Annotated in this window: 26 protein-coding genes; 8 read left to right on the forward strand and 18 right to left on the reverse strand. The window is 73.6% G+C overall.

What is annotated here, in order from left to right; all coding sequences use genetic code 11:
- The 4 genes from prcA to AB0J00_RS14535 all read right to left on the reverse strand — a co-directional run.
- Positions 1-892 (reverse strand): proteasome subunit alpha (gene prcA / locus AB0J00_RS14520; RefSeq protein WP_357745611.1); only part of this gene is annotated, 892 nt, incomplete at its 3' end.
- A 9-nt stretch (positions 893-901) separates the two neighbouring features.
- Positions 902-1744: a proteasome subunit beta gene (prcB, locus tag AB0J00_RS14525; protein ID WP_357745613.1), complete on the reverse strand. Its 843-nt coding sequence runs from the start codon at positions 1742-1744 to the stop codon at positions 902-904.
- Positions 1741-2268, reverse strand: a complete 528-nt coding sequence (locus tag AB0J00_RS14530; RefSeq protein ID WP_357745615.1) for an endonuclease VII domain-containing protein — start codon at positions 2266-2268, stop codon at positions 1741-1743. The genes prcB and AB0J00_RS14530 overlap by 4 nt, the downstream gene beginning before the upstream one ends.
- A gap of 257 nt (positions 2269-2525) precedes the next feature.
- The gene (locus AB0J00_RS14535) at positions 2526-2735 is read right to left on the reverse strand and encodes a ubiquitin-like protein Pup (protein WP_357745618.1); all 210 of its coding nucleotides are present in this window, start codon (positions 2733-2735) and stop codon (positions 2526-2528) included.
- A 116-nt stretch (positions 2736-2851) separates the two neighbouring features.
- Between AB0J00_RS14535 and AB0J00_RS14540 the strand changes: the two genes are divergently transcribed.
- A complete protein-coding gene (locus tag AB0J00_RS14540) occupies positions 2852-3235 on the forward strand; it encodes a 2'-5' RNA ligase family protein (RefSeq protein ID WP_357745621.1) in 384 nt (127 codons plus the stop codon).
- Between the two features lie 3 nt (positions 3236-3238).
- On the opposite strand, the gene dop is transcribed toward AB0J00_RS14540, so the two are convergent.
- The 3 genes from dop to AB0J00_RS14555 all read right to left on the reverse strand — a co-directional run bounded on the left by dop (position 3239) and on the right by AB0J00_RS14555 (position 7614).
- Positions 3239-4744, reverse strand: a complete 1506-nt coding sequence (gene dop / locus AB0J00_RS14545) for a depupylase/deamidase Dop (protein ID WP_357745623.1) — start codon at positions 4742-4744, stop codon at positions 3239-3241.
- Between the two features lie 92 nt (positions 4745-4836).
- Positions 4837-6558 (reverse strand): proteasome ATPase, encoded by a 1722-nt coding sequence (arc, locus tag AB0J00_RS14550; protein ID WP_357745626.1) that lies wholly within the window; start codon positions 6556-6558, stop codon positions 4837-4839.
- Positions 6559-6765: 207 nt separating this feature from the next.
- Complete coding sequence (locus AB0J00_RS14555; protein ID WP_357745991.1) at positions 6766-7614, reverse strand: tRNA (adenine-N1)-methyltransferase; 849 nt, start codon at positions 7612-7614, stop codon at positions 6766-6768.
- Between the two features lie 151 nt (positions 7615-7765).
- Between AB0J00_RS14555 and AB0J00_RS14560 the strand changes: the two genes are divergently transcribed.
- On the forward strand, positions 7766-8713 hold the full coding sequence (locus tag AB0J00_RS14560; protein ID WP_357745629.1) for a RecB family exonuclease: 948 nt from the start codon (positions 7766-7768) through the stop codon (positions 8711-8713).
- 227 nt (positions 8714-8940) lie between these two features.
- Positions 8941-9237, forward strand: coding sequence for a hypothetical protein (locus AB0J00_RS14565; RefSeq protein WP_357745632.1), 297 nt, complete (start codon positions 8941-8943; stop codon positions 9235-9237).
- A 61-nt stretch (positions 9238-9298) separates the two neighbouring features.
- Here AB0J00_RS14565 and AB0J00_RS14570 read toward each other — a convergent pair whose 3' ends face one another.
- Together AB0J00_RS14570 and metH are read right to left on the reverse strand one after the other, a co-directional pair.
- Positions 9299-9997 (reverse strand): HAD family phosphatase, encoded by a 699-nt coding sequence (locus AB0J00_RS14570; protein ID WP_357745634.1) that lies wholly within the window; start codon positions 9995-9997, stop codon positions 9299-9301.
- Positions 9998-10005: 8 nt separating this feature from the next.
- A complete protein-coding gene (metH, locus tag AB0J00_RS14575; RefSeq protein WP_357745636.1) occupies positions 10006-13779 on the reverse strand; it encodes a methionine synthase in 3774 nt (1257 codons plus the stop codon).
- 225 nt (positions 13780-14004) lie between these two features.
- Here metH and AB0J00_RS14580 point away from each other — a divergent pair, with 225 nt between their 5' ends.
- A complete protein-coding gene (locus AB0J00_RS14580; protein WP_357745994.1) occupies positions 14005-14865 on the forward strand; it encodes a PAC2 family protein in 861 nt (286 codons plus the stop codon).
- Positions 14866-14886: 21 nt separating this feature from the next.
- Here the strand turns inward: AB0J00_RS14580 and AB0J00_RS14585 are convergent, their stop codons facing one another.
- From AB0J00_RS14585 to AB0J00_RS14615, 7 genes are read right to left on the reverse strand one after another with little or no spacing between them, the layout of a single operon-like run.
- Positions 14887-15927, reverse strand: a complete 1041-nt coding sequence (locus tag AB0J00_RS14585) for an HD domain-containing protein (RefSeq protein ID WP_357745639.1) — start codon at positions 15925-15927, stop codon at positions 14887-14889.
- A 19-nt stretch (positions 15928-15946) separates the two neighbouring features.
- Positions 15947-17191 carry a cysteine--1-D-myo-inosityl 2-amino-2-deoxy-alpha-D-glucopyranoside ligase gene (gene mshC / locus AB0J00_RS14590; RefSeq protein WP_357745642.1) on the reverse strand — a complete coding sequence of 415 codons (1245 nt, stop codon included), beginning with the start codon at positions 17189-17191 and terminating at the stop codon, positions 15947-15949.
- A gap of 60 nt (positions 17192-17251) precedes the next feature.
- Complete coding sequence (locus AB0J00_RS14595; RefSeq protein WP_357745645.1) at positions 17252-17635, reverse strand: VOC family protein; 384 nt, start codon at positions 17633-17635, stop codon at positions 17252-17254.
- Between the two features lie 39 nt (positions 17636-17674).
- Entirely contained in the window at positions 17675-18580 is a 906-nt protein-coding gene (locus tag AB0J00_RS14600) for an SCO1664 family protein (protein ID WP_357745647.1), read from the reverse strand.
- Positions 18550-19098 (reverse strand): DUF3090 family protein, encoded by a 549-nt coding sequence (locus AB0J00_RS14605; protein ID WP_357745649.1) that lies wholly within the window; start codon positions 19096-19098, stop codon positions 18550-18552. Before AB0J00_RS14605 ends, AB0J00_RS14600 begins: the two co-directional genes overlap by 31 nt.
- Positions 19099-19121: 23 nt before the next feature.
- Positions 19122-19820, reverse strand: coding sequence for a histidine phosphatase family protein (locus AB0J00_RS14610; protein ID WP_357745652.1), 699 nt, complete (start codon positions 19818-19820; stop codon positions 19122-19124).
- Between the two features lie 24 nt (positions 19821-19844).
- Positions 19845-20663 carry an undecaprenyl-diphosphate phosphatase gene (locus AB0J00_RS14615; RefSeq protein WP_357745654.1) on the reverse strand — a complete coding sequence of 273 codons (819 nt, stop codon included), beginning with the start codon at positions 20661-20663 and terminating at the stop codon, positions 19845-19847.
- A 148-nt stretch (positions 20664-20811) separates the two neighbouring features.
- On the opposite strand from AB0J00_RS14615, the gene AB0J00_RS14620 reads away from it, so the two are divergent.
- Genes AB0J00_RS14620 through AB0J00_RS14630 form a run of 3 tightly spaced genes read left to right on the forward strand, consistent with a single transcriptional unit; the run spans position 20812 to position 24069 of the window.
- Positions 20812-21792 (forward strand): aldo/keto reductase, encoded by a 981-nt coding sequence (locus tag AB0J00_RS14620; protein WP_357745656.1) that lies wholly within the window; start codon positions 20812-20814, stop codon positions 21790-21792.
- 8 nt (positions 21793-21800) lie between these two features.
- On the forward strand, positions 21801-23747 hold the full coding sequence (locus AB0J00_RS14625; RefSeq protein ID WP_357745659.1) for an AAA family ATPase: 1947 nt from the start codon (positions 21801-21803) through the stop codon (positions 23745-23747).
- A gap of 46 nt (positions 23748-23793) precedes the next feature.
- Positions 23794-24069, forward strand: a complete 276-nt coding sequence (locus AB0J00_RS14630; protein WP_357745661.1) for a hypothetical protein — start codon at positions 23794-23796, stop codon at positions 24067-24069.
- 43 nt (positions 24070-24112) lie between these two features.
- Here AB0J00_RS14630 and AB0J00_RS14635 read toward each other — a convergent pair whose 3' ends face one another.
- Positions 24113-24907 carry a DUF2470 domain-containing protein gene (locus AB0J00_RS14635; protein WP_357745664.1) on the reverse strand — a complete coding sequence of 265 codons (795 nt, stop codon included), beginning with the start codon at positions 24905-24907 and terminating at the stop codon, positions 24113-24115.
- 81 nt (positions 24908-24988) lie between these two features.
- Here AB0J00_RS14635 and rpsD point away from each other — a divergent pair, with 81 nt between their 5' ends.
- Positions 24989-25591 carry a 30S ribosomal protein S4 gene (gene rpsD, locus AB0J00_RS14640; RefSeq protein WP_357745666.1) on the forward strand — a complete coding sequence of 201 codons (603 nt, stop codon included), beginning with the start codon at positions 24989-24991 and terminating at the stop codon, positions 25589-25591.
- A gap of 88 nt (positions 25592-25679) precedes the next feature.
- On the opposite strand, the gene AB0J00_RS14645 is transcribed toward rpsD, so the two are convergent.
- Positions 25680-26177 carry a hypothetical protein gene (locus tag AB0J00_RS14645; protein WP_357745668.1) on the reverse strand — a complete coding sequence of 166 codons (498 nt, stop codon included), beginning with the start codon at positions 26175-26177 and terminating at the stop codon, positions 25680-25682.
- Positions 26178-26214: the final 37 nt, after the last annotated feature.

The following is a 26214-nucleotide window of genomic DNA, read 5'->3' on the forward strand; positions in this document are numbered from 1 at the left end:
GGCCCGAGGGCTTCCTCGAGCGGCAGGTGCGCCGCTGGACGACGCAGTGGGACGCCACCCGCGACACCGACCGCCCCGAGATGGACGCCGCGGTGTCGGGAGCGGCGGGGTCGCCCATCCCGGCCGGCGTGCCCGGCATCGGGGCGCTGGGCGCGTGGGCGGCCGTGGTCGCGGCGGCCGGGGCCGCGGGCTCGGCGTCGGCGCCGTCGGTGAGCAGGGCGCGCAGGGCGGCGCCGGTGACGCGGCGGAACGCCCGCTTGGGCCGCCGCCGGTCGAGCACCGCCACCTCGAGCTGCTCGGCGGGCAGCTGGGCGCCGTTGGCGGCGGGGCTGACCGACGACAAGGCCGCGACGCCGACCCCGAGCGCCTCGCGGAGGCTGAGCCCGGTGTGGAAGTGCTGGCGCAGCTGGCTGGTGACGGCCTCGGCCTGCCCGCCCATGACGACGAAGTCGGGTTCGTCGACCAGCGAGCCGTCGAAGGTGAGCCGGTACAGCTGGTCGGACTCGGGGGTGGCGCCCACCTCGGCGACGCACAGCTCGACCTCGTAGGGCTTCATCGACTCGGTGAAGATCGAGCCGAGGGTCTGCGCGTAGGCGTTGGCGACGATCCGGCCGGTGACGTCGCGGCGGTTGTACGAGTAGCCGCGGACGTCGGCCAGCCGCACGCCGGCGACCCGCAGGCTCTCGAACTCGCTGTAGCGGCCGATCGCGGCGAAGCCGATCCGGTCGTAGATCTCGCCGACCTTGTGCAGCGTGGAGCTGGGGTTCTCGGCGATGAACAGGACGCCGTCGGTGTAGGTGAGCACGGCGACGCTGCGACCGCGGGCGATGTTCTTGCGGGCGTACTCCGAGCGGTCCCGCATGACCTGCTCGGCCGACGCGTAGTACGGCATCGTCATATCTCAGCCCTCTCGGCTCGCGGCGGCCCGCTCGGCCACGATCGTCTCGGCGACGGCAGCGACCTCGTCGTCGGTGAGCCGGACGGCGCCCTCGGCGTCGACCCGGTAGAGGATCGGGAACAGCCGGCGGACGGTGTCCGGGCCACCGGTGGCGGAGTCGTCGTCGGCGGCGTCGTAGAGCGCCTCGACCACGGTGCGGGTGGCGGCGTCGGCGGACAGGCCCGGCCGCCACGTCTTCTTCAGCGAGTTCTTGGCGAACAGCGAGCCGGAGCCGACCGAGGCGTAACCGCGCTCCTCGTAGTTCCCGCCGGTGACGTCGTAGCTGAAGATCCGGCCAGGGCTGGCCCCCTCGGCGGCGTCGAGGTCGAAGCCGGCGAACAGCGGGACGACGGCGAGGCCCTGCATGGCGGCGCCGAGGTTGCCGCGGATCATCTGGGCGAGCCGGTTGGCCTTGCCGTCGAGGGACATCGTGACGCCCTCGATCTTCTCGTAGTGCTCGAGCTCGACCTGGTAGAGCCGGACCATCTCGATGGCCAGCCCGGCCGCACCGGCGATGCCGATGACCGACCAGGAGTCGGCGGCGTAGACCTTCTCGATGTCCCGGCTGGAGATCAGGTTGCCCATGGTGGCCCGCCGGTCGCCGCCCATCAGCACGCCGCCGGCGAAGGTCGCGGCGACGATGGTGGTGGCGTGCGGGGCGAGGTCACCGGCCGGCACGGGCGGCAGGGTGCGGCGGCCGGGCAGCAGGTCGGGCGCGGTGGTGCCGAGGAAGTCGGTGAACGACGAACCCACCCGGTCCAGGTAGGCGGGCGGGAAGCCACTCCGCCCGAACGACGTGTCGGTCACCCAGTCTCCTCTCTCGCCGCCGGCACAGCGCGGCCTCGACTGCACGAACGCGTCCCCCGGGGTGCCGGTGGACGTCGTTGCGACCCTACCGGCGGGCTCACCGGCCGGCTGGTCACCTCGGGACACCGCTGCGCCAGCGGGACCGGCCGCTCCCCCGCCTGCCGCCGGCGGTGCTCCTCGACGTACTCCGCGGCCGCGCGGAGCACCGCCGGGTCGTCCCTGAACTGGCCCAGCCCGCCGTTGCAGTTGAAACACAGCAGGGCGCGGACGGCGCCGGTCCCGTGGTCGTGGTCGACGTGCGCGGCCGGCGCCGCGCGGCAGATGGCGCACAGGCCGCCCTGGGCGGCCAGCATGCCGTCGGCCTCCTCGGCCGTGATGCCGTACCGCCGTTTCAGGTGGTACGTCCGTGACCCTCCCACCTTGTCCTTCGACGCCTTGCCCCGAGCGTTGTGGCAAGGCTTGCAGTAGCCGGCAAGGCCCGATGGCTGGCTCACGTTGCGGACGAACTGGTCGATCGGCTTCACCGTCGAGCAGTCCGGGCACCACTTGTGGCCGGGAGGCACGTGAGCATCGCGTCGATGGCGGGTCTTCGCCGGGCCCAGGCGCTCATCGCGGGATGCTCGTTGCCGCCGACGAGCGTGCATCTTGCAGTAGAAGCTCAGGCCATCGGGCCGTCGGCGGTCTGCAGTGAAGTAAGACGCCGGTCTGACTTCACCGCAGTCGCGGCAGAACTTGCCTGGAATGCTCATCCGCCCACCACTTAGAATGGCCGGAAATGCCCCTATTGGCCTCCCTTTTGCACGTAGCTCTTAACAAATTCCTCGGCATTCTCCTCGAGCACCCCGTCAATTTCGTCAAGCAGAGAATCGACGTCCTCGGTGACTTCCTTGGTGCGCTCCGAGGCCTCGGTGTCGACCGACGCCTCGACCTCCTCGGTCTCCTCGCGCGATCGCGTGGCCCGCTGCTGCCCGCCGGTGTCCCTCGTGGCCATGTCACCCTCCAGATCTCGTGTGGGGTGGTGCTGATCCAGAACGTACCCGTGGGAGGTGACAGTTCGCCGTCACGATTTCCACAGGCCTGTGCGGCGCGTCAGGCCACGCTCGCCGGGTGGTCGAGGGGATCCCGCGTCGCCGGGTGGCCGGCGTCCTGCGCGGTGTGCCGCCGTTCGGGTACCGGTTCGCCGGCACCGGCTGGTTCGGCGACGACGTCCTGTGGCTGGCGCCCGGCGACCCGGCGCCGTTCCGGGCGCTCAGCGACCGGCTCCAGGCGGAGTTCCCCGAGCACCCGCCGTTCGAGGGTGCGTTCGGCGACGTCGTCGTCCCCCACCTCACCGTCGGCCACCGGCACCCGCCGGCCGTGCTCGCGGCGGCCGAGCGGGAGGTCCGCACCGGCCTCCCCGTCAGCGGCACCGCCGCGGAGGTGGTCCTGCTGACCGAGGACGAGGTCGGCGGCGCCTGGTCGCCCCGGGCGGTGTTCCCGCTCGGCGGGTAGCGGTCAGCCGCCGGTGATGGTGTCGACCAGCTCGGCGGCGGTGGACGTCGTCTCGAACAGCTCGCCGACGTGGTCCCGGGTGCCGCGCAGCGGCTCCATGGTCGGGATGCGCACCAGGTTGTCCCGGCCCACGTCGAACACCACCGAGTCCCAGGACGCCGCGGCGACCTGGGCCGGGTAGCGGCGCAGCGCCTCGCCGCGGAAGTACGCCCGGGTGTCGGTCGGCGGGGCGGTCATCGCCCGGGTCACCTCGTCGTCGGTGAGCAGCCGCTGCATCGCGCCGCGGGCCACCAGCCGGTGGTACAGCCCCTTGTCCGGCCGCACGTCGGAGTACTGCAGGTCGACCAGCTTCAGCCGGGCGTCCCCCCAGCCGAGCCCGTCGCGCTTCCGGTAACCCTCCAGCAGCCGCAGCTTCGCCGGCCAGTCGAGCTGGTCGGCCAGCCGCATCGGGTCGGTCTCCAGGTCGTCGAGCACCTGCGCCCAGCGGCGCAGCACGTCGGCGGTCTGCTCGTCGTCGATCCCCCGGTGCGCGACGAACCGCTCCGCCTGCCCGAGGTACTCCCGCTGCACCTCGATCGCGGTCATCCGCCGGCCGTCGCGCAGCCGCACCCGGTGGGTGAGCGAGGGGTCGTGGCTGATCGCCTGCAGCGCGTCGACCGGCTCCTCGATGGTCAGGTCGCGGGTCAGCGCCTTCGCCTCGATCATCGCCAGCACCAGCGACGTCGTCCCGACCTTGAGGTAGGTCGACAGCTCCGCGAGGTTCGCGTCGCCGATGATCACGTGCAGCCGCCGGTACTTCTCGGCGTCCGCGTGCGGCTCGTCGCGGGTGTTGATGATCGGTCGCTTCAGCGTGGTCTCCAGGCCGACCTCGACCTCGAAGAAGTCGGCGCGCTGGGAGAGCTGGAAGCCCTGGGTGCGCCCCTCGGCGCCGATGCCGACCCGGCCGGAGCCGGCGAACACCTGCCGGGTCACGAAGAACGGGATGAGCCCGTTGACGATGGACAGGAACGGCGTCGCCCGGTCCATCAGGTAGTTCTCGTGGCTGCCGTAGGAGGCGCCCTTGCCGTCGGTGTTGTTCTTGTACAGCTGGATCTGCGGCGCCCCGGGGATGCGGGCGGCCCGGCGGGCCGCCTCGGCCATGATCTGCTCCCCCGCCTTGTCCCACAGCACGATGTCGCGCGGGCTGGTGACCTCGGGGGTGGAGTACTCCGGGTGCGCGTGGTCGACGTACAGCCGCGCGCCGTTGGTCAGGATGACGTTGGCCATCCCGGAGTCCTCGTCGAGGTCGTTGTGGTCCAGCGCGGTGGCCGGCGACAGGTCGAAGCCGCGCGCGTCGCGCAGCGGCGACTCCTCCTCGAAGTCCCAGCGGGGACGGCGGGGCGTCGGCGCCTCGGCCACCGCCCACGCGTTGACCACCTGGCTGGACAGCGTCGTCGGGTTGGCACCCGGCTGACCCGGCACCGAGATGCCGTACTCGAGCTCGGTGCCCATGACCCGTCGCACGCTCATGGCCACAGGTTAGGCGGACCCGGTGACGGGACGCCGGACGACGACCGGCCCCCGCCGCGGGTCGCAGCGGGGGCCGGTCGGGACGCCGGTCGTCAGAGGTACTGGCCGGTGTTCGTGGCCGTGTCGATGGCCCGGCCGCTGTCGGCGCCCTTGCCGCTGATGAGCGTGCGGATGTAGACGATCCGCTCGCCCTTCTTGCCCGAGATCCGCGCCCAGTCGTCGGGGTTGGTCGTGTTGGGCAGGTCCTCGTTCTCCTTGAACTCGTCGACGCACGCCGCCATCAGGTGCTGCACCCGGAGCCCCCCGGTGCCGGTCTCCAACCGGTCCTTGATGGCCATCTTCTTCGCGCGGTCGACGATGTTCTGCAGCATCGCCCCGGAGTTGAAGTCCTTGAAGTACAGGACCTCCTTGTCACCGTTGGCGTACGTCACCTCGAGGAAGCGGTTCTCCTCGCTCTCGGTGTACATCCGCTCGACGGTGCGCTGGATCATCCCGGCGATCGTCGCCTCGCGGCTGCCGCCGTGCTCGGCCAGGTCGTCGGTGTGGATCGGCAGCGACGTCGTCAGGTACTTGCTGAAGATGTCGCGGGCCGCCTCGGCGTCCGGGCGCTCGATCTTGATCTTCACGTCGAGCCGGCCGGGCCGGAGGATCGCCGGGTCGATCATGTCCTCGCGGTTGGAGGCACCGATGACGATGACGTTCTCCAGGCCCTCGACGCCGTCGATCTCGCTGAGCAGCTGCGGCACGATCGTGCTCTCGACGTCCGAGCTGACCCCCGACCCGCGGGTCCGGAAGATCGAGTCCATCTCGTCGAAGAACACGATGACCGGCGTGCCCTCGCTGGCCTTCTCCCGCGCCCGCTGGAACACCAGCCGGATGTGCCGCTCGGTCTCGCCGACGTACTTGTTGAGCAGCTCGGGGCCCTTGATGTTCAGGAAGAAGGAACGGCCCTGGCTGGTGTCGCTCTCGCCGCGCACCGCGGCCACCTTCTTGGCCAGCGAGTTGGCCACCGCCTTGGCGATCAGCGTCTTGCCGCAGCCGGGCGGGCCGTAGAGCAGGATGCCCTTGGGCGGGCGCAGCTCGTACTCGCGGAACAGGTCGGCGTGCAGGAACGGCAGCTCCACCGCGTCGCGGATCTGCTCGATCTGCCGGGCCAGCCCGCCGATGTCCTCGTAGTCGATGTCGGGGACCTCTTCGAGGACCAGCTCCTCGACCTCGCTCTTGGGGATCCGCTCGTAGACGTAACCCGAGCGGTTCTCCAGCAGCAGCGAGTCGCCGCTGCGCAGCGGCTGACCGTCGAGGGAGTCGGCGAGGAAGACCACCCGCTCCTCGTCGGTGTGCCCGATGACCAGCGCGCGGCGCGGCAGGCCGGGCAGCGGCTCGAGCAGCTCCTTGAGCATGACGACGTCGCCGGTGCGCTCGAACCCGCGGACGGCGATCACGTTCATCGCCTCGTTGAGCATGACCTCGCGGCCGTGCTGCAGCTCGTCGGGCTCGACGTCCGGGGAGACGGCGACCCGCAGCTTGCGGCCGCCGGTGAACACGTCGACGGTGCCGTCGTCGAACCGCTCGAGGAAGATGCCGTAGCCGGACGGCGGCTGCCCCAGCCGCTCGATCTCCTCCTTGAGCGTGACCAGCTGCTCGCGCGCCTCGCGGAGCGTCCCGGCCAGCTTGTCGTTGCGCTCGGAGAGGAAGGCCGCCCGGCCCTCCGCCTCCGCGAGGCGCTCCTCCAGCCCGCGCAGCTGGCGCGGCCCGTCGGCGACCTTCCGGCGCAGCAGCCCGATCTCCTCCTCGAGGTAGGAGATCTGGCTCACCAGCGAGGCGACGTCACGTTCACGCCGCGCTCGGAACTCGTCAGGACCTGTGCCCATACCGGGGCCCATCGCGCACCTCCACACTTCGGGGGAGCCAGGACGTCAATCTATACACGCGGGCACCGACGGCGCCGCCGTTCGACGAACACCTGTGCGAGGTGGGTCACACCGTCATCTCCCGGACACGTGGCCGGTCCGGGAGCGCGGTCAGGCGAGCTTCTTGCGGCGCTGGCGGACCGGCGCCACGACCCCGTCGGCGAGCCGGCGGGCGGTGATCAGGAAGGCGGTGTGGGCGACCATCCGGTGCTCGGGGCGGACCGCCAGCCCCTCGGCGTGCCAGGGCCGCAGCAGGGTCTCCCAGGGGTACGGCTCGGTCCAGCAGCCCTGCTCGCGCAGCGCCTCGACGTAGGTCGACAGCTGGGTGACCGTCGCGACGTAGCCGATGAGCACGCCGCCGGGCCGCAGGGCGGCGGCGACGGTGGGCAGCACCGCCCACGGCTCGAGCATGTCCAGGACGACGCGGTCGACGGTCTCCTCGGCCGGGTGCTGGTCCAGGTCGCCCAGCCGCAGCGACCAGTTGGCCGGCACCTCGCCGAAGAACGCCCCGACGTTGCCGCGGGCGACGTCGGCGAAGTCCTCGCGCCGCTCGTAGCTGGTGAGGGTGCCGCGCTCCCCCACCGCGCGCAGCAGCGAGCAGGACAGCGCGCCGGAGCCGGCGCCGGCCTCCAGCACCCGCATGCCCGGGCCGATGTCGCCGAAGCCGACGATCTGCGCGGCGTCCTTCGGGTAGATGACCTGCGCGCCGCGCGGCATCGACAGCACGAAGTCCGCCAGCAGCGGGCGCAGCGCGAGGTAGCCGGTGTTGGCCGTCGAGTGGACGACGGAGCCCTCCGGCGCGCCGATCAGGTCGTCGTGCCTGATGGCGCCGCGGTGGGTGTGGAACTCCTTGCCCGGGATGAGGACGAGCGTGTGGTGCCGGCCCTTCGGGTCGGTGAGCTGCACCCGGTCGCCGACCTCGAAGGCCCCCTCCACCGGCTCGGCCGCCGCGCCGACCACCTCCGGCTCGGCAGCGGGCTGCTCCGCGGGGGCGGGGGTGTCGGTCGGGTCGAGCTCGGTGTCCACGGGCGACCAGGGTACGGACGGCGTTCTGCGTGACCTCCGGCGCGGAGTCCCGGTTCTGTCGGAGGCCCCACCTAGCCTCGGTCCCATGACGGCGATCCTGGAGACGGACCAGACCGGTCAGCCCGATCAGGACGGCCAGCCGGCTCCCGCGGGCCGCACCACCGCCGCCCACGCGACCCCGCGGCGGCCCTCGCTGTCGCCGTCCCGCGCGGCCGACTTCAAGACCTGCCCGCTGCTGTACCGCTTCCGCACCATCGACCGGCTGCCGGAGAAGAAGAGCCGGGCGGCGGTGCGCGGCACCCTCGTGCACGCGGTGCTGGAGAAGCTGTACGACCTGCCGCAGGCGCAGCGCACGCCCGACGCCGCCCGCGAGCTGGTGGCCCCGGCGTGGGAGGAGCTGCGCCAGGAGGACGGCGTCGCCGAGCTGTTCGCGCCGCAGGACGGCGAGGCCCCTGCCGGGGAGTCGCTGGACGCGTGGCTCGCCTCGGCCGGGGCGCTGGTGGACAAGTACTTCGCCCTCGAGGACCCGACGCACATCCAGCCGGCCGGCCGCGAGGAGCTGGTCGAGGTCACGCTGCCCGACGGGCTGCTGCTGCGCGGGTACGTCGACCGGCTGGACGTCGCCCCGACCGGTGCGCTCCGGGTGGTCGACTACAAGACCGGCTCGATGCCCCGCGAGGCGTTCGAGTCCAAGGCGCTGTTCCAGATGAAGTTCTACGCGCTCGTGCTGTGGCGGACCCGCGGCGTGATCGCCGCCCAGCTGAAGCTGCTCTACCTCGCCGACGCCGACGCACTGGTCTACGCCCCCGACGAGGCGGAGCTGGTGCGGTTCGAGCGCACCTTGCAGGCGATCTGGGCGGCGATCGAGCGGGCGGTGCAGACCGGCGACTTCCGGGCGAACAAGAGCCGCCTGTGCAGCTGGTGCGACCACCAGGCGCTGTGCCCGGCGTTCGGCGGCACTCCCCCGCCGTTCCCCACCGAGGCCGCGGCCGCCGCCGGCTGGCGCACCACGCTGCCCGTCACCCCCGTCTGAGCTGCCGGGTGGTCGGCCGCCGTCCGCATCCGGCCGCACCGTACGACGACCTGCCCGTGCTCGTGGACGCGGTCCGGGCCCTGGTGGCGGAAGTGCTCGCCGCCCTGCCGCCCGGTGCTGCCACCGTGACCGAGGAGGCTGCTCCGTCGGGTGGGCCGGACGCGACGGTGCGGATCACCGCGTGCCCCACCCGGACAGGTGCGGTCGGGTTCATCCTGGAACCCGACGTGGCCACCACCGTCTTCGTCGCTGTCGGGGAGCACAGCTGGACGGAGGCCTTCCTCCCCGAGCGGGAGTGGCCCGAGCTGGTGCCGACCGTGCGCCGGCTGATCGAGGCGGTCGTGCAGGGCGACGTGCTCGAGCGCCGGTGGGTGCGGCGGGGGCGGGTGGTCGGGCGGCGGACCTCCGTGCGGGACGGCGACCGGTGGCGGCTGCTCGGCGGCGGTCCCGGCCATCGTCCGCTGCGGCGCGGTGTTGGGCTGACCGAGGAGCGGTTCCTCCCCTGGGCGACCGCAGGAGGCTGAACCGCCACGGCCCGGACCGCGCCGGGCCGCATCGATCATGCAGCCGCTGGAACGACGCTGGTCAGCTGGCCAGCGCGCTCTGCGACTCGGCCAGCACGGCGGCCAGGTCGTCGACCGTCAGCCCGGCCAGCGTGGGCCGCAGCACCAGCCCGTCGCGCTCGTCCAGCGGCTGCAACGACGGCACCCCGAGCACCGCCGCCCCGGCGACCAGCCCGGCGGTCACCCCCACGCCGGAGTCCTCGATCACCAGGCAGGCGGCCGGGTCGACGTCGAGCGAGGTCATCGCCCTCCGGTAGGGCGCCGGATCGGGCTTCCGGGCGCCGGCCTCGTCGCCGCAGACGGTGGTGCCGAACGGGTCCCCGCCCAGCTCGTCGGCGATCCGGCCCAGCACCAGCGAGGCGATCCGCCGTGGGGTCGTCGTCACCAGCGCCGTCCGCAGCCCGGCCGCACCCACCGCGCGCACCAGGTCGCGGGCGCCGGGGCGCCAGGCCACGCCCTCCGCGGCCATCAGCGCCGCCGTCCGGTCCTCGACCCAGCGGGCGTCCGCGGCCGCCTGCTCCTCGGTGCGCACCACCCCGAGGTCGGCGTGCAGGATCGCGATCGCCACCCGCATCGCCGTCCCGACGGTCCGTTCCCGCGCCTCGGGCGAGAACGTCCCGCCGAGCTCGTCGGCGAGCGCGAACATCGCCTCGCCCCAGTACTGCTCGGTCTCCACCAGCGTGCCGTCCATGTCGAACAGCACCGCCTCCAGCACGGGCACCGGCCGGTTCACTCCTCGTCGTCCGTGCGGTAGCCCAGGTTGGGCGACAGCCACTTCTCCGCCTCGGCGAGGGTCCAGCCCTTGCGCCGGGCGTAGTCCTCGACCTGGTCGCGGCCGAGCCGCCCGAGCACGAAGTACCGGGACTGCGGGTGGGAGAAGTACAGCCCGCTGACCGCCGCCCCCGGCCACATCGCCATGCTCTCGGTGAGCTCGATGCCGGTGGCCGCCTCGACGTCCAGCAGCTCCCAGATGGTGCTCTTCTCGGTGTGCTCGGGGCACGCCGGGTACCCCGGCGCCGGCCGGATCCCCCGGTACTGCTCGGCGATCAGCTCGTCGTTGCCCAGCGTCTCGTCGGCCGCGTAGCCCCAGAACTCGGTGCGCACCCGCTGGTGCAGCCGCTCGGCGAACGCCTCGGCGAGCCGGTCGGCCAGCGCCTCCAGCATGATCGCGCTGTAGTCGTCCTGGTCGGCCTTGAACGCCGCCACCCGCTCGGCCAGCCCGAGGCCGGCGGTCACCGCGAACGCGCCGACGTGGTCGGGCAGCCCGGTCTCCTTCGGCGCGACGAAGTCCGCGAGCGACTTGCGCGGCGCGCCGTCCCGGCCCTCGGTCTGCTGCCGCAGCTGGTGCAGCGTGGTGCGGACCGCGGTCCGCGACGCGTCGGTGTAGACCTCGACGTCCTCGCCGGCGACCCGGTTGGCCGGGAACAGGCCGAACACGCCGCTGGCCCGCACCCACTGCTCGGCGACCATCTGGTCGAGCATCGCCTGGGCGTCCTCGAACAGCCGGCGCGCGGCCTCCCCGGAGACCGGGTTGTGCAGCAGGTCGGGGAACCGGCCGCGCATCTCCCAGGCGGTGAAGAACGGCTGCCAGTCGATGTACTCGCGCAGCTCGTCGAGCGGGTAGTCGGTGAACACCCGCACGAAGCCCGAGCCGCCGCCCTGCTCGAGCATCCGCGGCTGCGGCGGCTGGTAGCCGGCCCAGTCCAGCTGCGGGGCGGCCGCCCGGGCGGCATCCAGCGACAGCAGCGTCCGGGTGTCCTGCCGGGCGGCGTGCCGCTCGCGCAGCGCCGCGTAGTCGGTGGCGACGTCGGCCAGCAGCCCCGGCCGCTGGTCGTCGGACAGCAGCGCCGCGACCACCGGCACCGACCGGGAGGCGTCCTTCACCCAGATCACCGGGCCGGAGTACTGCTGGTCGACCTTGACCGCGGTGTGCGCCCGCGACGTGGTCGCACCGCCGATGAGCAGCGGGATCTCGAACCCCTGCCGCTCCATCTCCGCGGCCAGGTTGACCATCTGGTCCAGCGACGGCGTGATCAGCCCGGACAGCCCGATGACGTCGGCGCCCTCCTGCTTCGCCGTCTCCAGGATCTTCTCCGCCGGCACCATCACGCCGAGGTCGACGACGTCGTAGTTGTTGCACTGCAGGACGACGCCGACGATGTTCTTGCCGATGTCGTGGACGTCGCCCTTCACGGTGGCCATGACGACCTTGCCGTTGCTGCGCTCGACGTCCCCGGGCTGCTTCTCCGCCTCGATGAACGGCACCAGGTGCGCGACGGCCTTCTTCATCACCCGCGCGGACTTCACCACCTGCGGCAGGAACATCTTGCCCGCGCCGAACAGGTCGCCGACGACGTTCATGCCGTCCATCAGCGGGCCCTCGATGACCTCGATCGGCCGGCCGCCGCGGGCGGCGATCTCCAGCCGCAGCTCCTCGGTGTCGGCCTCGATCGACGCGTCGATGCCCTTCACCAGCGCGTGGGTGATGCGCTCGCCGACCGGGAGGTCGCGCCACTCCTCGGTGGCCTCCTCCTTGCCGCCGCCGTCCGCGGCGTACTGGCCGGCGATCTCCAGCAGCCGTTCGGTGGCGTCGGGCCGGCGGTTGAGGACGACGTCCTCGATCCGGTCCCGCAGCTCCGCCGGCACCTCGCTGTAGACCTCCAGCTGGCCGGCGTTGACGATCGCCATGTCCAGCCCGGCGGCGATCGCGTGGTACAGGAACACCGAGTGGATGGCCTCCCGCACCCGGTTGTTGCCGCGGAAGGAGAACGAGACGTTGGAGATGCCGCCGGACACCAGGGCGCCGGGCAGGTTCTGCTTGATCCAGCGGGTGGCCTCGATGAAGTCCAGGCCGTAGCGGGCGTGCTCCTCGATGCCGGTGGCGACGGCGAAGACGTTCGGGTCGAAGATGACGTCCTCGGCGGGGAACCCGACCTGGTCGACCAGGATGTCGAACGCCCGCTGGATGACCTGCTCGCGCCGCTCCAGCGAGTCGGCCTGGCCCTGCTCGTCGAACGCCATGACGACGACCGCGGCGCCGTGCTTGCGGCACAGCCGGGCCTCGCGGACGAACTCCTCCTCGCCGTTCTTCAGCGAGATCGAGTTGACGATCGCCTTGCCCTGCACGCACTTGAGGCCGGCCTCGAGGACCTCCCACTTGGACGAGTCGATCATCGTGGGCACCCGGCAGATGTCCGGCTCGGTGGCGACCAGCTTGAGGAACCGGTCCATGGCCGCGACGCCGTCGATCATGCCCTCGTCCATGTTGACGTCGATCACCTGCGCGCCGTTCTCCACCTGCTGGCGGGCCACCGCGAGCCCCGCGGTGTAGTCGCCGGCCTTGATCAGGTTCCGGAAGCGCGCGGAGCCGGTGATGTTCGTGCGCTCGCCGACGTTGACGAACAGCGAGTCCTCGTCGATGGTCAGCGGCTCCAGCCCGGACAGGCGCAGCGCGGGGCGCACGGTCGGCGGGGTGCGCGGGGCCGTCCCCTCGACGGCGGCGGCGATGGCCGCGATGTGCGCCGGCGTCGTCCCGCAGCAGCCACCGACCAGGTTGACGAAGCCGCTGGCCGCGAACTCGGCGAGCACCCCGGCGGTCTCCTCGGGCTGCTCGTCGTACTCGCCGAACGCGTTGGGCAGGCCGGCGTTGGGGTAGGCGGAGACGAAGGTGTCCGCGACCCGGGACAGCTCGGCGATGTAGGGCCGCAGCTCCTTGGCGCCCAGCGCGCAGTTGAGCCCCACCAGCAGCGGGCGGACGTGCCGGACCGAGTGCCAGAACGCCTCGGTGACCTGCCCGGACAGCGTGCGCCCGGAGGCGTCGGTGATCGTGCCGGAGATCATCACCGGCCAGCGCCGGCCGCGCTCCTCGAACAGCGTCTCCAGCGCGAAGATCGCCGCCTTGGCGTTGAGCGTGTCGAAGACCGTCTCCACCAGCAGCACGTCCGCGCCGCCGTCGACGAGGCCGTTCGCCTGCTCCAGGTAGGCCTCGACCAGCTCGTCGTAGCTGACGTTGCGGGCGCCGGGGTCGTTGACGTCGGGCGAGATGGACGCCGTCCGGCTGGTGGGGCCGATCGCGCCGACGACGTACCGCGGCCTGTCCGGGGTGCCGGCCGCGTCGCAGGCGGCGCGGGCCAGCCGCGCGGCGGCCAGGTTGATCTCGTACGCCAGCTCCTGCATGCCGTAGTCGGACAGCGAGATGCGGGTGGCGTTGAAGGTGTTGGTCTCGACCAGGTCGGCGCCGGCGTCCAGGTACTGCTGGTGGATCGCGGTGATGACGGCCGGCTGGGTGAGGCTGAGCAGGTCGTTGTTGCCCTGGACGTCGACCGGCCAGTCGGCGAACCGCTCGCCGCGGTAGCCGGCCTCGCTGGGCCGGTCGCGCTGGATGGCGGTGCCCATGGCGCCGTCGAGCACCAGGATTCGCTGCCGGAGGGCGGCGGTGAGCTCGGCGGTGGCGTCCGGCCGGAGGGCGGGCGCAGGGGTCTCGAACACAGGGGTCTCGGGCACGGGGCGGTCCTCGAGTTCGTTCGGGCACGGTCACGAGTGCGTCCGGCGCCAGGGCCCTGGCAACTCCGACAGGCGGTCAGCCGCCCCGTCGTCCGCGAACGCCCCCATCGTGTCATCCCCCGGGCACCGTGTCCCCCATCCGGGGCCCCGGAGGGTCCGGACGCGCGGCCCGGCCACCCGGAGCGGCCCGGCCCGGTGGCGGTCTGGACGTAGGCTCGAAGGGTGATGGATCCGAAGTCCGCCGCAGCCGACCTGCCCGAGCTGACCGACCCCGTGGTGGTCGTCGCCTTCGAGGGCTGGAACGACGCCGGGGATGCCGCCACCGGAGCAGTCGAGCACCTCGAGCTGATCTGGGACGCCACCCCCCTCGCCGCGCTGGACCCCGAGGACTACTACGACTTCCAGGTCAACCGCCCCACCGTCTCCCTGGTCAACGGCGTCAGCCGCCGCGTCGAGTGGCCGACCACCCGCATCTCGGTGGCCAAGCCGCCGAACAGCGACCGGCACGTGGTGCTGATCCGGGGCATCGAGCCGAACATGCGCTGGCGCAGCTTCTGCGAGGAGCTCATCGAGCTGTGCGCCGAGCTCGACGTCCAGCAGGTGGTCGCCCTGGGCGCGCTGCTCGCCGACACCCCGCACACCCGGCCCACCCCGGTGACCGGCTCCGCGTACGACGACGAGTCCGCGGAGGCCTACGGCCTGGAGACCTCCCGCTACGAGGGCCCGACCGGGATCCTCGGGGTCTTCCAGGACGCCTGCGTGCAGGCCGGCCTGCCGGCGATCAGCTTCTGGGCCGCCGTGCCGCACTACGTCTCCCAGCCGCCCTCGCCGCAGGCGACCGTCGCGCTGCTGCAGCGGGTCGAGGAGGTGCTGGAGGTCGCCGTCCCGCTCGGGGCCCTGCCGCAGCAGGCCGAGGAGTGGGTGAAGACGGTCGACGAGATGGCCAACGAGGACGACGAGGTCGTGGAGTACGTCCGCTCGCTCGAGGAGCGGCAGACCGCCACCGACCTGTCGCAGGCCAACGGCGACCAGATCGCCCGCGAGTTCGAGCGGTACCTCCGCCGCCGGGGCTCCTCCCCCAGCTGACCGCGGCGCCCGCTGCCCGGTTCAGCGACCGAGCAGCGGGCGCATGCGGGTGGCCGCGTCGCCGTCGAACAGCCGGTCGTGGGTGGCCAGCGCGAACCGGTCGGTCATGCCGGTGACGTAGTCGACCACCTGGGTGACCAGGTCGGCCTCGGTGTCCCGGTAGCTCTCCGGGATCAGGTCGGGGTGGGCCAGGTGGTGGTCGACCAGCCGGCGGATGACGTCGACGGCCAGGTGCTTCTGCCCGGCGGCGACCTGGCTCTCGTAGACCCGCTCGAACATGAAGGTGCGGAACTCGTTCATCGCGTCGAGCGCGTCGGGGGCCATCCGGACGGCGGCCGGCTGCCCGGCGGCGTCCGCGGTGACGGTGCCGTCGATGACCGCCTCGATCATCGCCCCGACCATCGCGCCGCCGGGCGGGCCGAAGACGGCCAGCGTGCGCACCGGCAGGTCGGCCGGCCGCAGCACGCCGGCGCGGACGGCGTCCAGCGCGTCGTGCGACAGGTAGCCGATCCGGTCGGCGTACTTCACGCACTCGGCCTCGCGGGTGGCCGGCGGCGGGCTGATCTTCCAGCTGTGCGCCCGGATGCCGTCGCGGACCTCCCAGCTGAGGTTGAGGTCCTCGAGCACCTCGACGATCCGCACGCCCTGCGCGGCGTGGTGCCAGCCGCCGGGGACGTAGGGGTCCAGCGCGACCTCGCCGATGTGCCCGAAGGGCGAGTGGCCGACGTCGTGGCCGAGCGCGATCGCCTCGGCGAGCGTCTCGTGCAGCCCCAGGCCGCGGGCGATGGACCGGGCCACCTGCATCACCTGCAGCGTGTGGGTCAGCCGGGTGACGAAGTGGTCGCCGTCGGGGTGCAGGAACACCTGCGTCTTGTGCTTGAGCCGGCGGAAGGCCTTGGCGTGCAGGATGCGGTCGCGGTCGACCTCCCACACGGTGCGCAGCGGGTCGTCGGCCTCCGCGCGGGCGCGCCCGCGGGTCTGCCGGGACCGCGCCGCGGCCGGGGCCAGCGCGGCCTCGGCGTCCTCGCGCAGCACCCGGTCGACCCGGGAGAACGCCCCCACGGTCAGCGCACCCGGACGGTCACAGCGCGATGCCCAGCAGGGCATCGACCAGGTCGCGGACGACGGCCGGCGCCTGCTCCTCGCCCGCTGCGCGGTCCTCGGCCAGGCTGGCCGCGGCCCACGCGTCGACGGCGGCGATCGCGCCGGGGCTGTCGAGGTCGTCGGCGAGCCGCTCACGCACCGCGCGCAGCACCGGGCCGGCCGGGGCACCGGTGGGCAGGGCGGCGGCGCGCCGCCAGGTGGCCAGCCGCTCCTCCGCGGTGGTCAGCAGCTGCGGCGTCCAGGCCCGGTCGGTGCGGTAGTGGCCCGACAGAAGGGCCAGCCGCACCGCCATCGGGTCGACGCCGTCGCCGCGCAGCCGGGAGACGAACACCAGGTTGCCCCGGCTCTTGCTCATCTTCTCGCCGTCCAGGCCGATCATCGCGGCGTGCACGTAGGCCTGGGCGAAGGGCTTGCTGCCGGTGAGCGTCTCGCCGTGGACGGCGGAGTACTCGTGGTGCGGGAAGACCAGGTCGCTGCCGCCGCCCTGCACGTCGAAGCCCATGCCGATGGTGTCCAGCGCGATGGCGGCGCACTCGATGTGCCAGCCGGGCCGGCCGGCGGTGCCCCGCGGGCCCGGCCAGGACGGCTCGCCCTCGCGGGCGCCGCGCCACAGCAGCGGGTCGAGCGGGTGCCGCTTGCCCGGCCGGTCGGGGTCGCCGCCGCGCTCGGCCGACAGCCGCAGCATGGTGGCCTCGTCGTAGTTCGACTCCCCGCCGAAGCCGGGGGCCTGGGTGATGTCCTGGTAGACGTCGCCGGTGCCGTCGTCGAGGGAGTACGTCAGCCCGGCGTCCCACAGCTCCTCGATCTTGCCGACGATCTGCGGGATGGCCTCGACGGCGCCCACGTAGTCCTCCGGCGGCAGCACGCGCAGCGCGGTCATGTCCTCGCGGAACAGCGCGGTCTCGCGCATGCCCAGCACGATCCAGTCCTCGCCGTCGCGGTTCGCCCGCTCGAACAGCGGGTCGTCGACGTCGGTGACGTTCTGCACGTAGTGCACCGCCGACCCGGCGTCCCGCCACACCCGGTTGACCAGGTCGAAGGCCAGGTAGGTGGCCGCGTGCCCGAGGTGGGTGGCGTCGTAGGGCGTGATGCCGCAGACGTACATCCGGGCCGTGGGCCCCGGCTGGGTCTCGACGACCTCACCGCGCGCGGTGTCGAACAGGCGCAGGGCGGGACCGGACCCGGGCAGGGTGGGGAGCAGGGGGGCAGGCCAGGACAGCACGTCACGAGGGTAGTTCCGGCCACCGACGGCGCCGTACGGCGGCTCACCCCTGCGGGCGGGTCACGGCCAGGTGGTGGCGTAGCGGTCGAACTCCGGCGTCTGGACGGCGACGACGCAGAACACCAGCCCGGCCGGGTCGGTCAGCTGCCAGAAGCCGCCCATGTCGGCGAGCCGCCGGGCGCCGAGCGCCTCCAGCCGGGCCACCTCGGCGGGGACGTCGTCGGTCTCGACGTCGACGTGCCAGCGGGCCGGGGTGCCCGCGCCGGTGCGCTGCACCTCCAGGTGCCAGCCCCCGGCGAAGGTGCCCAGCGAGGTCCACCCCGCGTCGGTGGAATCGGGCTGCGCGGGGTGGCCGGTGGCGGCGGACCAGAAGTCCCGGCCCGCGTCGTGGCTCTCCGGTGGCAGGTCGAGCAGCAGGACGGCGAGTCGGCTCCGGTGCGGCATGCGGTCACCCTGGCACCGGCCGCCGGGCCTGCGCTCAGCTCAGAAGGGCGGCCAGGGCAGCGCAGGCCAGTCGCCGCTGGGCTCGGGGTGCAGCTGGGTGCGCAGCAGCCCGTCGACGCGCTGCTGGGTGCGGCGCACCTCGGCGCGGGTGAGGTGCTCGTGCAGCTGCTCGCCCAGGTCGCCGCGCAGGTCGTCGGCGAGCCGCTCGAGCACCTCCAGCGACGCGACCGGCAGCGGCTTGCCGGCCCACCGCCACAGCAGGGTGCGCAGCTTGGGGTCGACGGAGAAGCAGACCCCGTGGTCGACGCCGTACACGTGGCCGCCGCGCATCGGGATGAGGTGGCCGCCCTTGCGGTCGGCGTTGTTCACCACCGCGTCGAACACCGCGATGCGGCGCAGCTCGGGCAGGTCGCGGCGGACGAACTGCTGCAGGTCGACGGCGGGGTCGGCGTCCATCCAGAGCTGCACCATGCCGGGCCCGAACGGTCCGTCGCGCAGCACGGTGGGCGGCACGATCGACCAGCCGGTGGCCTCGCTGACCAGATAGGCGCTGATCTCCCGGCCGGCGAGGGTGCCGTCGGGGAAGTCCCACAGCGGCCGCTCCCCCGCGACCGGCTTGTAGACCGCGGCGCCGGCGAGGGTGCCGGTGCGGATGGCGCCGATGAGGGTGACGTTGCTGGCGTCCAGCAGCCGGCCCTCGAGGTCGAGCACGCCCTCGGTGAGCAGGGTGTGCGCCTCGTCGGGGCCGGCGGGGGCCCGGCGATCGCCGTGGTCGAAGTCGGTGAGGTCGAGGGTGCGCACCTCGCCGTCGTCCTCGGGCGCGTCCTCGTCGTCCTCCTCGTCGTCGAAGAGGTACTCCTCCTCGAGCTCCTCGTCGAAGCCGGACGGCTCGCCGCCCGGACGGTCGGGGGCGGTCAGCGCCGGTAGCCGTTCTGGCGCGGGCACACGTGCCCGGCGGGGTCCAGCGGCAGCGAGCAGAGCGGGCAGGAGGGCCGGCCGGCGGCGATCACCCGGCGGGCGCGGGCCACGAAGGCGCGGGCCGCGGCCGGGCTGATGGTCACCCGCAGCGCGTCCGGGCCGTCCTCGGCGTCGGAGAGGATGGCCTCCTCGTCGATCGGCTCGTCACCGGCGGCGACGGCCTCGACGACGACGGCGTCGGTCTCGCCGTCCCAGGCCAGGCCCATGGCGGCGACCCGGAACTCCTCGTCGACGGGGGCGGTGAGCGGCTCGAGGTCGTCGACGTCGGCCTCCGGCGGCACGACCACCGACGCGCGGGTGGCGACCTCGTCGAGCAGCTCGTTCATCCGCTCGGCGAGCACCTGCACCTGGGTCTTCTCCAGCGCCACGCTCACCGTGCGGCCGCCGTCGGTGGCCTGCAGGTAGAAGGTCCGGTCGCCGGGCTGGCCCACCGTCCCGGCGACGAACCGGGCAGGGCGGTCGAAGAGGAAGACCTGACGTGGCACGGGATCAGGTTACGCGGCGGAGGTCAGGCGGGGCCGCCGGCGCCGCCACCGACGACCGCGTCGGAGGAGGCCTTCCGCCGGGTGCGCTTCTTCTTCGGGGGGATCAGCGCGGACACGTCGCCACCGCTGTCGTTGACCCGCATCACGAACGGCCGGGTGTCGGTGTAGGTGACCACCGAGATGGACGCCGGGTCGACGACGATCCGCTGGAACTGGTCGAGGTGCTGGCCCAGCGCGTCGGCGAGCACCGCCTTGATCACGTCGCCGTGGCTGCACGCCACCCAGACGGCGTCCGGGCCGAGCTTCGCGTTCCACTCGCGGACGGCGGCGACGGCGCGGGCCTGGGTCTGCGCCAGCCCCTCCCCCTCGGGCCCGGGGAAGACGGCGGCCGAGGGGTGCTGCTGCACGACCTTCCAGAGCGGCTCCTTGGCCAGCTCCTTGATCGGCCGGCCGGTCCAGTCGCCGTAGCGCGCCTCGCCGAGCCGGTCGTCGGTCTGCAGCTCCAGCTCCCGGCCGGCGACGACCGCGCCGGCGGTCTGCTGGCAGCGCTCCAGCGGGCTGCTGACCACCGCGGCCAGCGGCACCGGGGCCAGCCGCTCGGCCACCGCGCGGGCCTGCGCCTGGCCGGCGTCGTCGAGCTGGACGCCGGGGGTCCAGCCGGCGAGCACACCGGCCGCGTTCGCCGTCGTCCGGCCGTGCCGGAGCAGGATCACCGTGGTCACAGGGGCGAGCCTAGGACCGGCCCGCTACTTCGGGTCGAGCACGCCCGCACCGACCAGCGCGAGCAGCAGCAGGCCCAGCGCGACCCGGTAGACGACGAACGGGGTGAAGCTGCCGCGCTCGAGGTAGCGCAGCAGCCAGGCGATGACGGCGAACCCGACGCCGAACGCGATCACGGTGGCCAGCAGCGTCGGGCCCCAGGAGATGCCGCCGTCCAGCGACTCGGCGGCCTGGAAGAACCCGGACCCGAGGACGGCGGGCACCGCGAGCAGGAACGAGTAGTGCGCCGCGGCGCCGCGGGTGTACCCGAGGAACCGGCCGGCGGTGATCGTGCCGCCGGACCGGCTGACGCCGGGGATGAGCGCCATCGCCTGCGCCAGGCCGTAGGTGATGCCGTGCTTCCAGGTCAGGTCGGTGAGCTCCCGCTTGTCGGCGCTGACCCGGTCGGCCCAGTAGAGGACCAGCGAGAACGCCACCAGCGCGATCGCGACGATGCGCAGGTCGCGGAACGTCGTCTCGATCTGGTCCTGGAACAGCAGCCCGAGCACCACGATCGGGACGGACCCGACGATGATCAGCCAGCCCATCCGGGCGTCGGGGTCGGCGCGCATCGCCGGGTCGCGCAGCGAGCGCAGCCAGGCCCACACGATCCGCCCGATGTCCCGGGCGAAGTAGATGAGGACGGCGAGCTCGGTGCCGATCTGGGTGATCGCGGTGAACGCCGCACCCGGGTCGTCCCAGCCGAACAGCTCCCCGACGATCCGCAGGTGCGCGCTGGAGGAGATCGGCAGGAACTCGGTGAGCCCCTGCACCAGCCCCAGGACGACGGCCTCGATCCAGCCCACGGTCAGCGCCCCGTTCCGGCGGACGGGCAGCGGGCAGGGATCGGGGCGGGCGCAGGCACGGGAGGCACCCTAGGTGGCGGACCCGGCGTCCCCAGGGTCGGCGCGCGGTGCCGGTCAGCGGCGGGCGGCCCGGGTAGGTTGACCGGTCGTGGAACAGCGGGGGCTCGGACGCAGCGGCCTGGTCGTGTCCCGGCTGGCGCTGGGCACGATGACCTGGGGCGGTGACACCGACGAGGACGAGGCCGCGATGCAGCTGACCGCCTTCGTCGACGCCGGCGGCACCCTGGTCGACACCGCCGACGTGTACGCCGACGGCGACAGCGAGCGGACGCTCGGGCAGCTGCTGTCCGACGTCGTCCCCCGGTCCGAGGTGCTGGTCGCGACCAAGGCGGTGGGCCGCACCACCGGCGGGCCGATGGGCCGCGGTGGGTCGCGGGGTCACCTGCTCGCCGCGCTCGACGCGTCGCTGGAGCGGCTGGGCCTGGACCACGTCGACCTGTGGCAGCTGCACGCCTGGGACTCCTCGACCCCGCTGGAGGAGACCCTCGCCGCGCTGGACACCGCGGTCGCCTCCGGCCGCACCCGCTACGTCGGGATCAGCAACTTCACCGGCTGGCAGACCGCGCAGGCGGCCACCTGGCAGCGCGCCTGGCCGGGCCGCACCCCGCTGGTGAGCACGCAGGTCGAGTACTCGCTGCTGCAGCGCGGCGTCGAGCGGGAGGTCGTGCCCGCCGCCGAGGCGCTGGGCCTGGGCCTGCTGCCGTGGTCGCCGCTGGGCCGCGGGCTGCTCACCGGCAAGTACCGGCACGCCACCCCGACCGACTCGCGCGGCGCCAACCCGCAGTGGGCCGGCTTCATCGACCAGCTGCGCTCGCCGAAGGCTGACCGGGTCGTCGAGGCGGTGATCACCGCCGCCGAGGGGCTGGGCAAGAGCCCGCTGGCCGTCGCGCTGGCCTGGGTGCGCGACCGGCCGGGCGTCGTGGCGCCGGTCGTCGGCGCGCGCACCGCGCAGCAGCTGCAGGCGTCGTTGGACGCCGAGGACGTCCGGCTGCCACCGGCCATCCAGACCGCCCTGGACGACGTGTCCGCTCCCCCTGCCGGCTACCCGGAGCGCCGGCCCGAACCGTGAGCAGCCCAGTGACCGCACCCTCTGACCAGGTCTTCGCCGCCTTCTGCCAGGCGGGCCTCTGGCCCGGCCTCGGCAAGCGGACGGCGGCCGAGCTGCCCGCCGCCGGCATCACCGGCCCCGACGACGTCACCGCCGACAAGCTGCTGAAGCTGCCCCGCGTGGGCAAGCAGCGCGCCGAGCGGCTGTTCTCCTCCTTCCTGTCCGCCGCGCCCACCTACGAGGTGGTCGAGCTCCTCGTCGGCGCCGGGGTCAACGCGAAGCTGGCGTCCAACGCGGCCGACGCGCTCGGCCCGGACGCCGCCCGCCGGCTGCGCGACGACCCGTGGGCGCTGCTGGGCCTGTCCGGCGTGAGCCTGGTGGACGCCGACCGGCTGGCGATCTCGCTGCTCAAGAACGCCGACCGGCAGGACAGCCGCCGCGGCCGGGCGATCGTCGCGCTCACCCTGCGCACCGCCACCCGCGACGGGCACACCGTGCTGCCGATCGACCTGGTCGTCGCCGCGGTGCGCGCCGAGGGCATCACCGACCCGGCGGCGGCCGTGCTGGCGGCGGTCGACTCCGGGGACGTGCTGCTGCACGAGCCGCCGGAGCCGGAGTTCGACGAGGACGCCGACGACCTCGACGAGCTGCCCGAGCCGGACCCGTCGCTGCGCACGCTGTCGCTGGCCCGCTTCGGGATGGCCGAGGAGGCCGTCGCGGAGAACGTGCAGCGGCTGCTGGCCACCGCCGAGCGGATCGCCGACCCGCAGTCGGTCCGTAAGGTGGCCAAGGGGCTGGACCCGGCGCAGTCCGCGGGCGTCGCGCAGGTGCTGGAGGCCGGTGTCTCGCTGCTGACCGGCGGGCCGGGCACCGGCAAGAGCCGCACCGTCGCCTCCCTGGTGCAGCTGCTGCAGGGCCGCGGCACCGAGGTGGCGCTGGCCGCGCCCACCGGCCGGGCGGCCAAGCGGCTGGAGGAGCTCACCGACCACCCGGCGGTGACCGTGCACCGGCTGCTGGGCGCGCAGGGCATGACCGGCGGCTTCGCGCGCAACGAGGAGTGGCCCCTGGACGCCGAGGTGGTGGTGGTCGACGAGGCCTCGATGCTGGACGTCGAGCTGGCCGCCGCGCTGCTGGAGGCCTGCCCGGACGGCACCCACCTGCTGCTGGTCGGCGACCCGGCGCAGCTGCCCTCGATCGGCCCCGGCCACGTGCTCGGCGACCTGATCGACTCGGGCGCGGTGCCGGTGACCGAGCTGACCACGCTGCACCGGCAGGCCGCCGGTGGGGCGATCGCCCGGCTGGCCACCGGCGTGCGCGCCGGGGAGCTGCCCCAGGTCGACTCCCCCGACCGGGAGGTGGTCATCGTGCCGGCGCAGGGCAGCGCGGAGGCGGCCCGGCGGGTGGTGCAGCTGGTCACCGACTCGATCCCGCGGGCGCTGGGCATCGACCCGGCCACGGTGCAGGTGGTCACCCCGGTGCACCGCGGCCCGGCCGGCACGATCGAGCTGAACAAGGCGCTCAAGGAGAAGCTGAACCCCGGCGACGGCACCGTGTTCGGGTTCGACGTCGGCGACCGGGTGGTCGCCACCGCCAACCACCTGGACCTCGAGCCGATCGGTTTCGCCAACGGCGAGGTCGGCGTGGTCACCGGCACCGGCGAGGGGTCGCTGAACGTCGACTTCAGCTCCGGGCCGGTCACCGTCACCGGCAACGCGCTGCCCGACCTCCGGCACGGCTGGGCGATCACCGTGCACCGCGCGCAGGGCTCGGAGTGGCCCGGCGTGGTCGTCGTGCTGCCGCCGGAGGCCGGCGGGATGCTGTCCCGGCCGCTCGTCTACACCGCGCTCACCCGCGCGCAGCGGCACCTGTCGATCGTGCACGCCAGCGGCGCGGCGCTGGCCCGGGCGGTGCGGGACGTCGACGTCCGGCCCCGCCGCACCCGGCTGGCGGAGCTGCTGCGTGAGGCGGCCGGCTGAGCCTCAGGTGGTTTGAGCAGGTGATCTTGAGGGCATCGAAGCGGCCATGATCACTGGCATCATCAGCTTCCTCGTGTTCGGCCTCGTCGTCGGCGCGATCGCCCGGCTCATCAAGCCCGGCAAGCAGAACCTCAGCATCCTCGCCACCCTCGCCCTCGGTGTCGTGGGCTCACTCGTCGGCGGCCTGGTCGCCAGCGCCCTGGGCACCGGCGACTTCGGTGAGCTGAACATCCTGGGTGCGATCGTCGCGATCGTGGTGGCGTTCCTGCTGATCGGCGTCGCCGAGAGCCTGTCCGGCGGCCGCCGGTCGGTCCGGCACTGACCTCCCGCTGAGGGACCGGGCCCCGGCCCGGTCCCTCAGCCGCTCACCGGCCCGGGCAGTCCGCCGCCCGGGCCGCGCACATGAGCCGGTGCACCGCCGGCCCCAGCTCGTCCTCGCACGTCACCGGCGCGGCGAAGGGCACCCGCACGTCGCGGTGCCCGGCCGGCTGCTCGATCCGCAGCCGGAAGCCGCACCGGTCCAGCCCCAGCGGGCGCACGACGTCCCCTTCCCCCAGCCAGCCGACCGGGATCCGCGACCGCAGCAGCGCCAGCTCCTCCGGGTGCGCGGTGTCCAGGTGCGCCAGCGCCGCCGCCTCCACCCCGGCGAGCGGGTCGGGTGCCGCGGCCAGGAACTCCTCCGGCTCGAGCTCGGCGACCGCCCCGCCCTCGCGCAGCACCACCTCGGCCAGGTCCAGCCGCAGCAGCGTGGCCTCCCGCCCGACGTCCAGCAGCTCCGCGACCGGGGCCACGTCGGCGAACGCCAGCGCCAGGCCGCGCTCCTCCGCCCGGCCGACCACGCTCAGCCAGCCCGACAGCCACACCTGCGCCCGCACCGGGTCGCGCAGCGGCACCGGCGCGTGGTCGGTGACGAGCAGCAGCGCGGCCAGGTCGCCGTCCGCGCTCGCCCGCACGGCGGTGGCGACCTCGCCGTCGGCGGCCACGACCAGCAGCACGTCACCGTCCGCCGTGGTGGCGTGCGCGAGCACCCGGCTGCCGTCGATGCCGGCCGCGCAGACGGCCGCCCCCGGGCGGGCGGCGACGGTGCGGGCGCGCTCGGCGACCGAGGGGCGCAGCGCCTCGGGAGCGGGCCCGGAGGCGCTGCGGGTGGGTCGCGGCATGCGGGCCTCCGTGGTCCGGGTCTCACCGACGAGGGGCTCGATCGGGTAGTAAGGTGAGCCTAACCGAACCGGAGGTCATCTGTGAACACGTCCCGCCCCAAGGTCCGGCGCAGCCGCGCGCTGGGCATCCCGCTGACCCCGAAGGACGTCCGCTACTTCGAGCGGCGCCCCTACCCGCCGGGCGAGCACGGGCGGAAGCGCAAGAACACGAGTGACTACAAGACCCGGTTGCTGGAGAAGCAGCGGCTGCGCGCGCAGTACGACATCAGCGAGACGCAGCTGCGCCGGGCGTTCGACCGGGCCAAGCGCACCGGCGGCAAGACCGGCGAGCAGCTGATCATCGACCTCGAGTCGCGGCTGGACGCCACCGTGCTGCGGGCCGGCTTCGCCCGCACGATCTACCAGGCCCGCCAGGTGGTCAGCCACCAGCACGTCACCGTCAACGGCAAGCGGGTCGACCGGCCCAGCTACCAGGTGCAGCCCTACGACGTCGTGGAGATCGCCGAGCGCAGCCGCGCCAAGGCGCCGTTCCAGGTCGCCGCGTCCGGGGCGCACGCCGCGGCGCCGAAGTACCTGGAGGTGTCGCTGGCCGACCTGCGCTGCGTGGTCGCCCGCCGGCCGCAGCGCACCGAGGTCCCGGTGATCTGCGAGGAGCAGCTGGTCGTGGAGTACTACTCCCGCTGAGCCGGCCCCTCCCCCGCTGCGGTGATCATGCAGTTGTTGCCCGCCGGCACGCCGTCCGGCGGCGTGTCGATGCGCAACATGTGCATGATCACCGCGGATCGGGCCGGTCGACCAGGTCCTCCGGTGCCCCGCCGTTGACCCGGGCCGCCCGGCGCAGCGCCGCCCGGCGTCGGCGCAGCCACAGCGCGCTCCCCATCCCGGCGACGATGGCCACCCAGTTGATCTCGCCCCAACGTCCCTGCGCCACCAGCAGCGCGGTGTTCGCCAGGAAGACGGCGAGCCACACCAGGATCAGCACGTGGACCCACCACGGCGCACGAGGCCGGTCGGGGCCGAGCTCCTGGTGCGCCCAGTCCACGACCGCCGCCCGCAGCCGCGCGCTCTCGAGCTCCTCACCGGTCCTCAGGGCCCGCCGCACCGTGGCCACGTCGGCGACCGACAGCCGGTGCCGGCGCACGGTCGCGCCGTAGGGGTCGCGCTCGGCGCGCGGGGTGAGCCGGTTCCACATCGCCCGCCGGCTCACGAACCAGCCGAGCAGCGGCAGGCCGACGAGGACGAGCGCGATCGCCACCCACGCGCCGGTCACCGGTGATCACCCACAGCCGGTGATCATGACGCCCCTC

The sequence above is a fragment of the Modestobacter sp. NPDC049651 genome, from assembly GCF_040659695.1.
GTDB lineage: Bacteria > Actinomycetota > Actinomycetes > Mycobacteriales > Geodermatophilaceae > Modestobacter.

Bases quoted from the DNA above. Each gene is read 5' to 3' on its own strand.
- AB0J00_RS14535 (WP_357745618.1), bottom strand. From the start codon at position 2,735: ATGGCCACGAGGGACACCGGCGGGCAGCAGCGGGCCACGCGATCGCGC.
- dop (WP_357745623.1), bottom strand. From the start codon at position 4,744: ATGAGCGTGCGACGGGTCATGGGCACCGAGCTCGAGTACGGCATCTCG.
- AB0J00_RS14560 (WP_357745629.1), top strand. From the start codon at position 7,766: ATGACGGCGATCCTGGAGACGGACCAGACCGGTCAGCCCGATCAGGAC.
- AB0J00_RS14580 (WP_357745994.1), top strand. From the start codon at position 14,005: ATGGATCCGAAGTCCGCCGCAGCCGACCTGCCCGAGCTGACCGACCCC.
- AB0J00_RS14595 (WP_357745645.1), bottom strand. From the start codon at position 17,635: ATGCCGCACCGGAGCCGACTCGCCGTCCTGCTGCTCGACCTGCCACCG.
- AB0J00_RS14630 (WP_357745661.1), top strand. From the start codon at position 23,794: ATGATCACTGGCATCATCAGCTTCCTCGTGTTCGGCCTCGTCGTCGGC.
- AB0J00_RS14635 (WP_357745664.1), bottom strand. From the start codon at position 24,907: ATGCCGCGACCCACCCGCAGCGCCTCCGGGCCCGCTCCCGAGGCGCTG.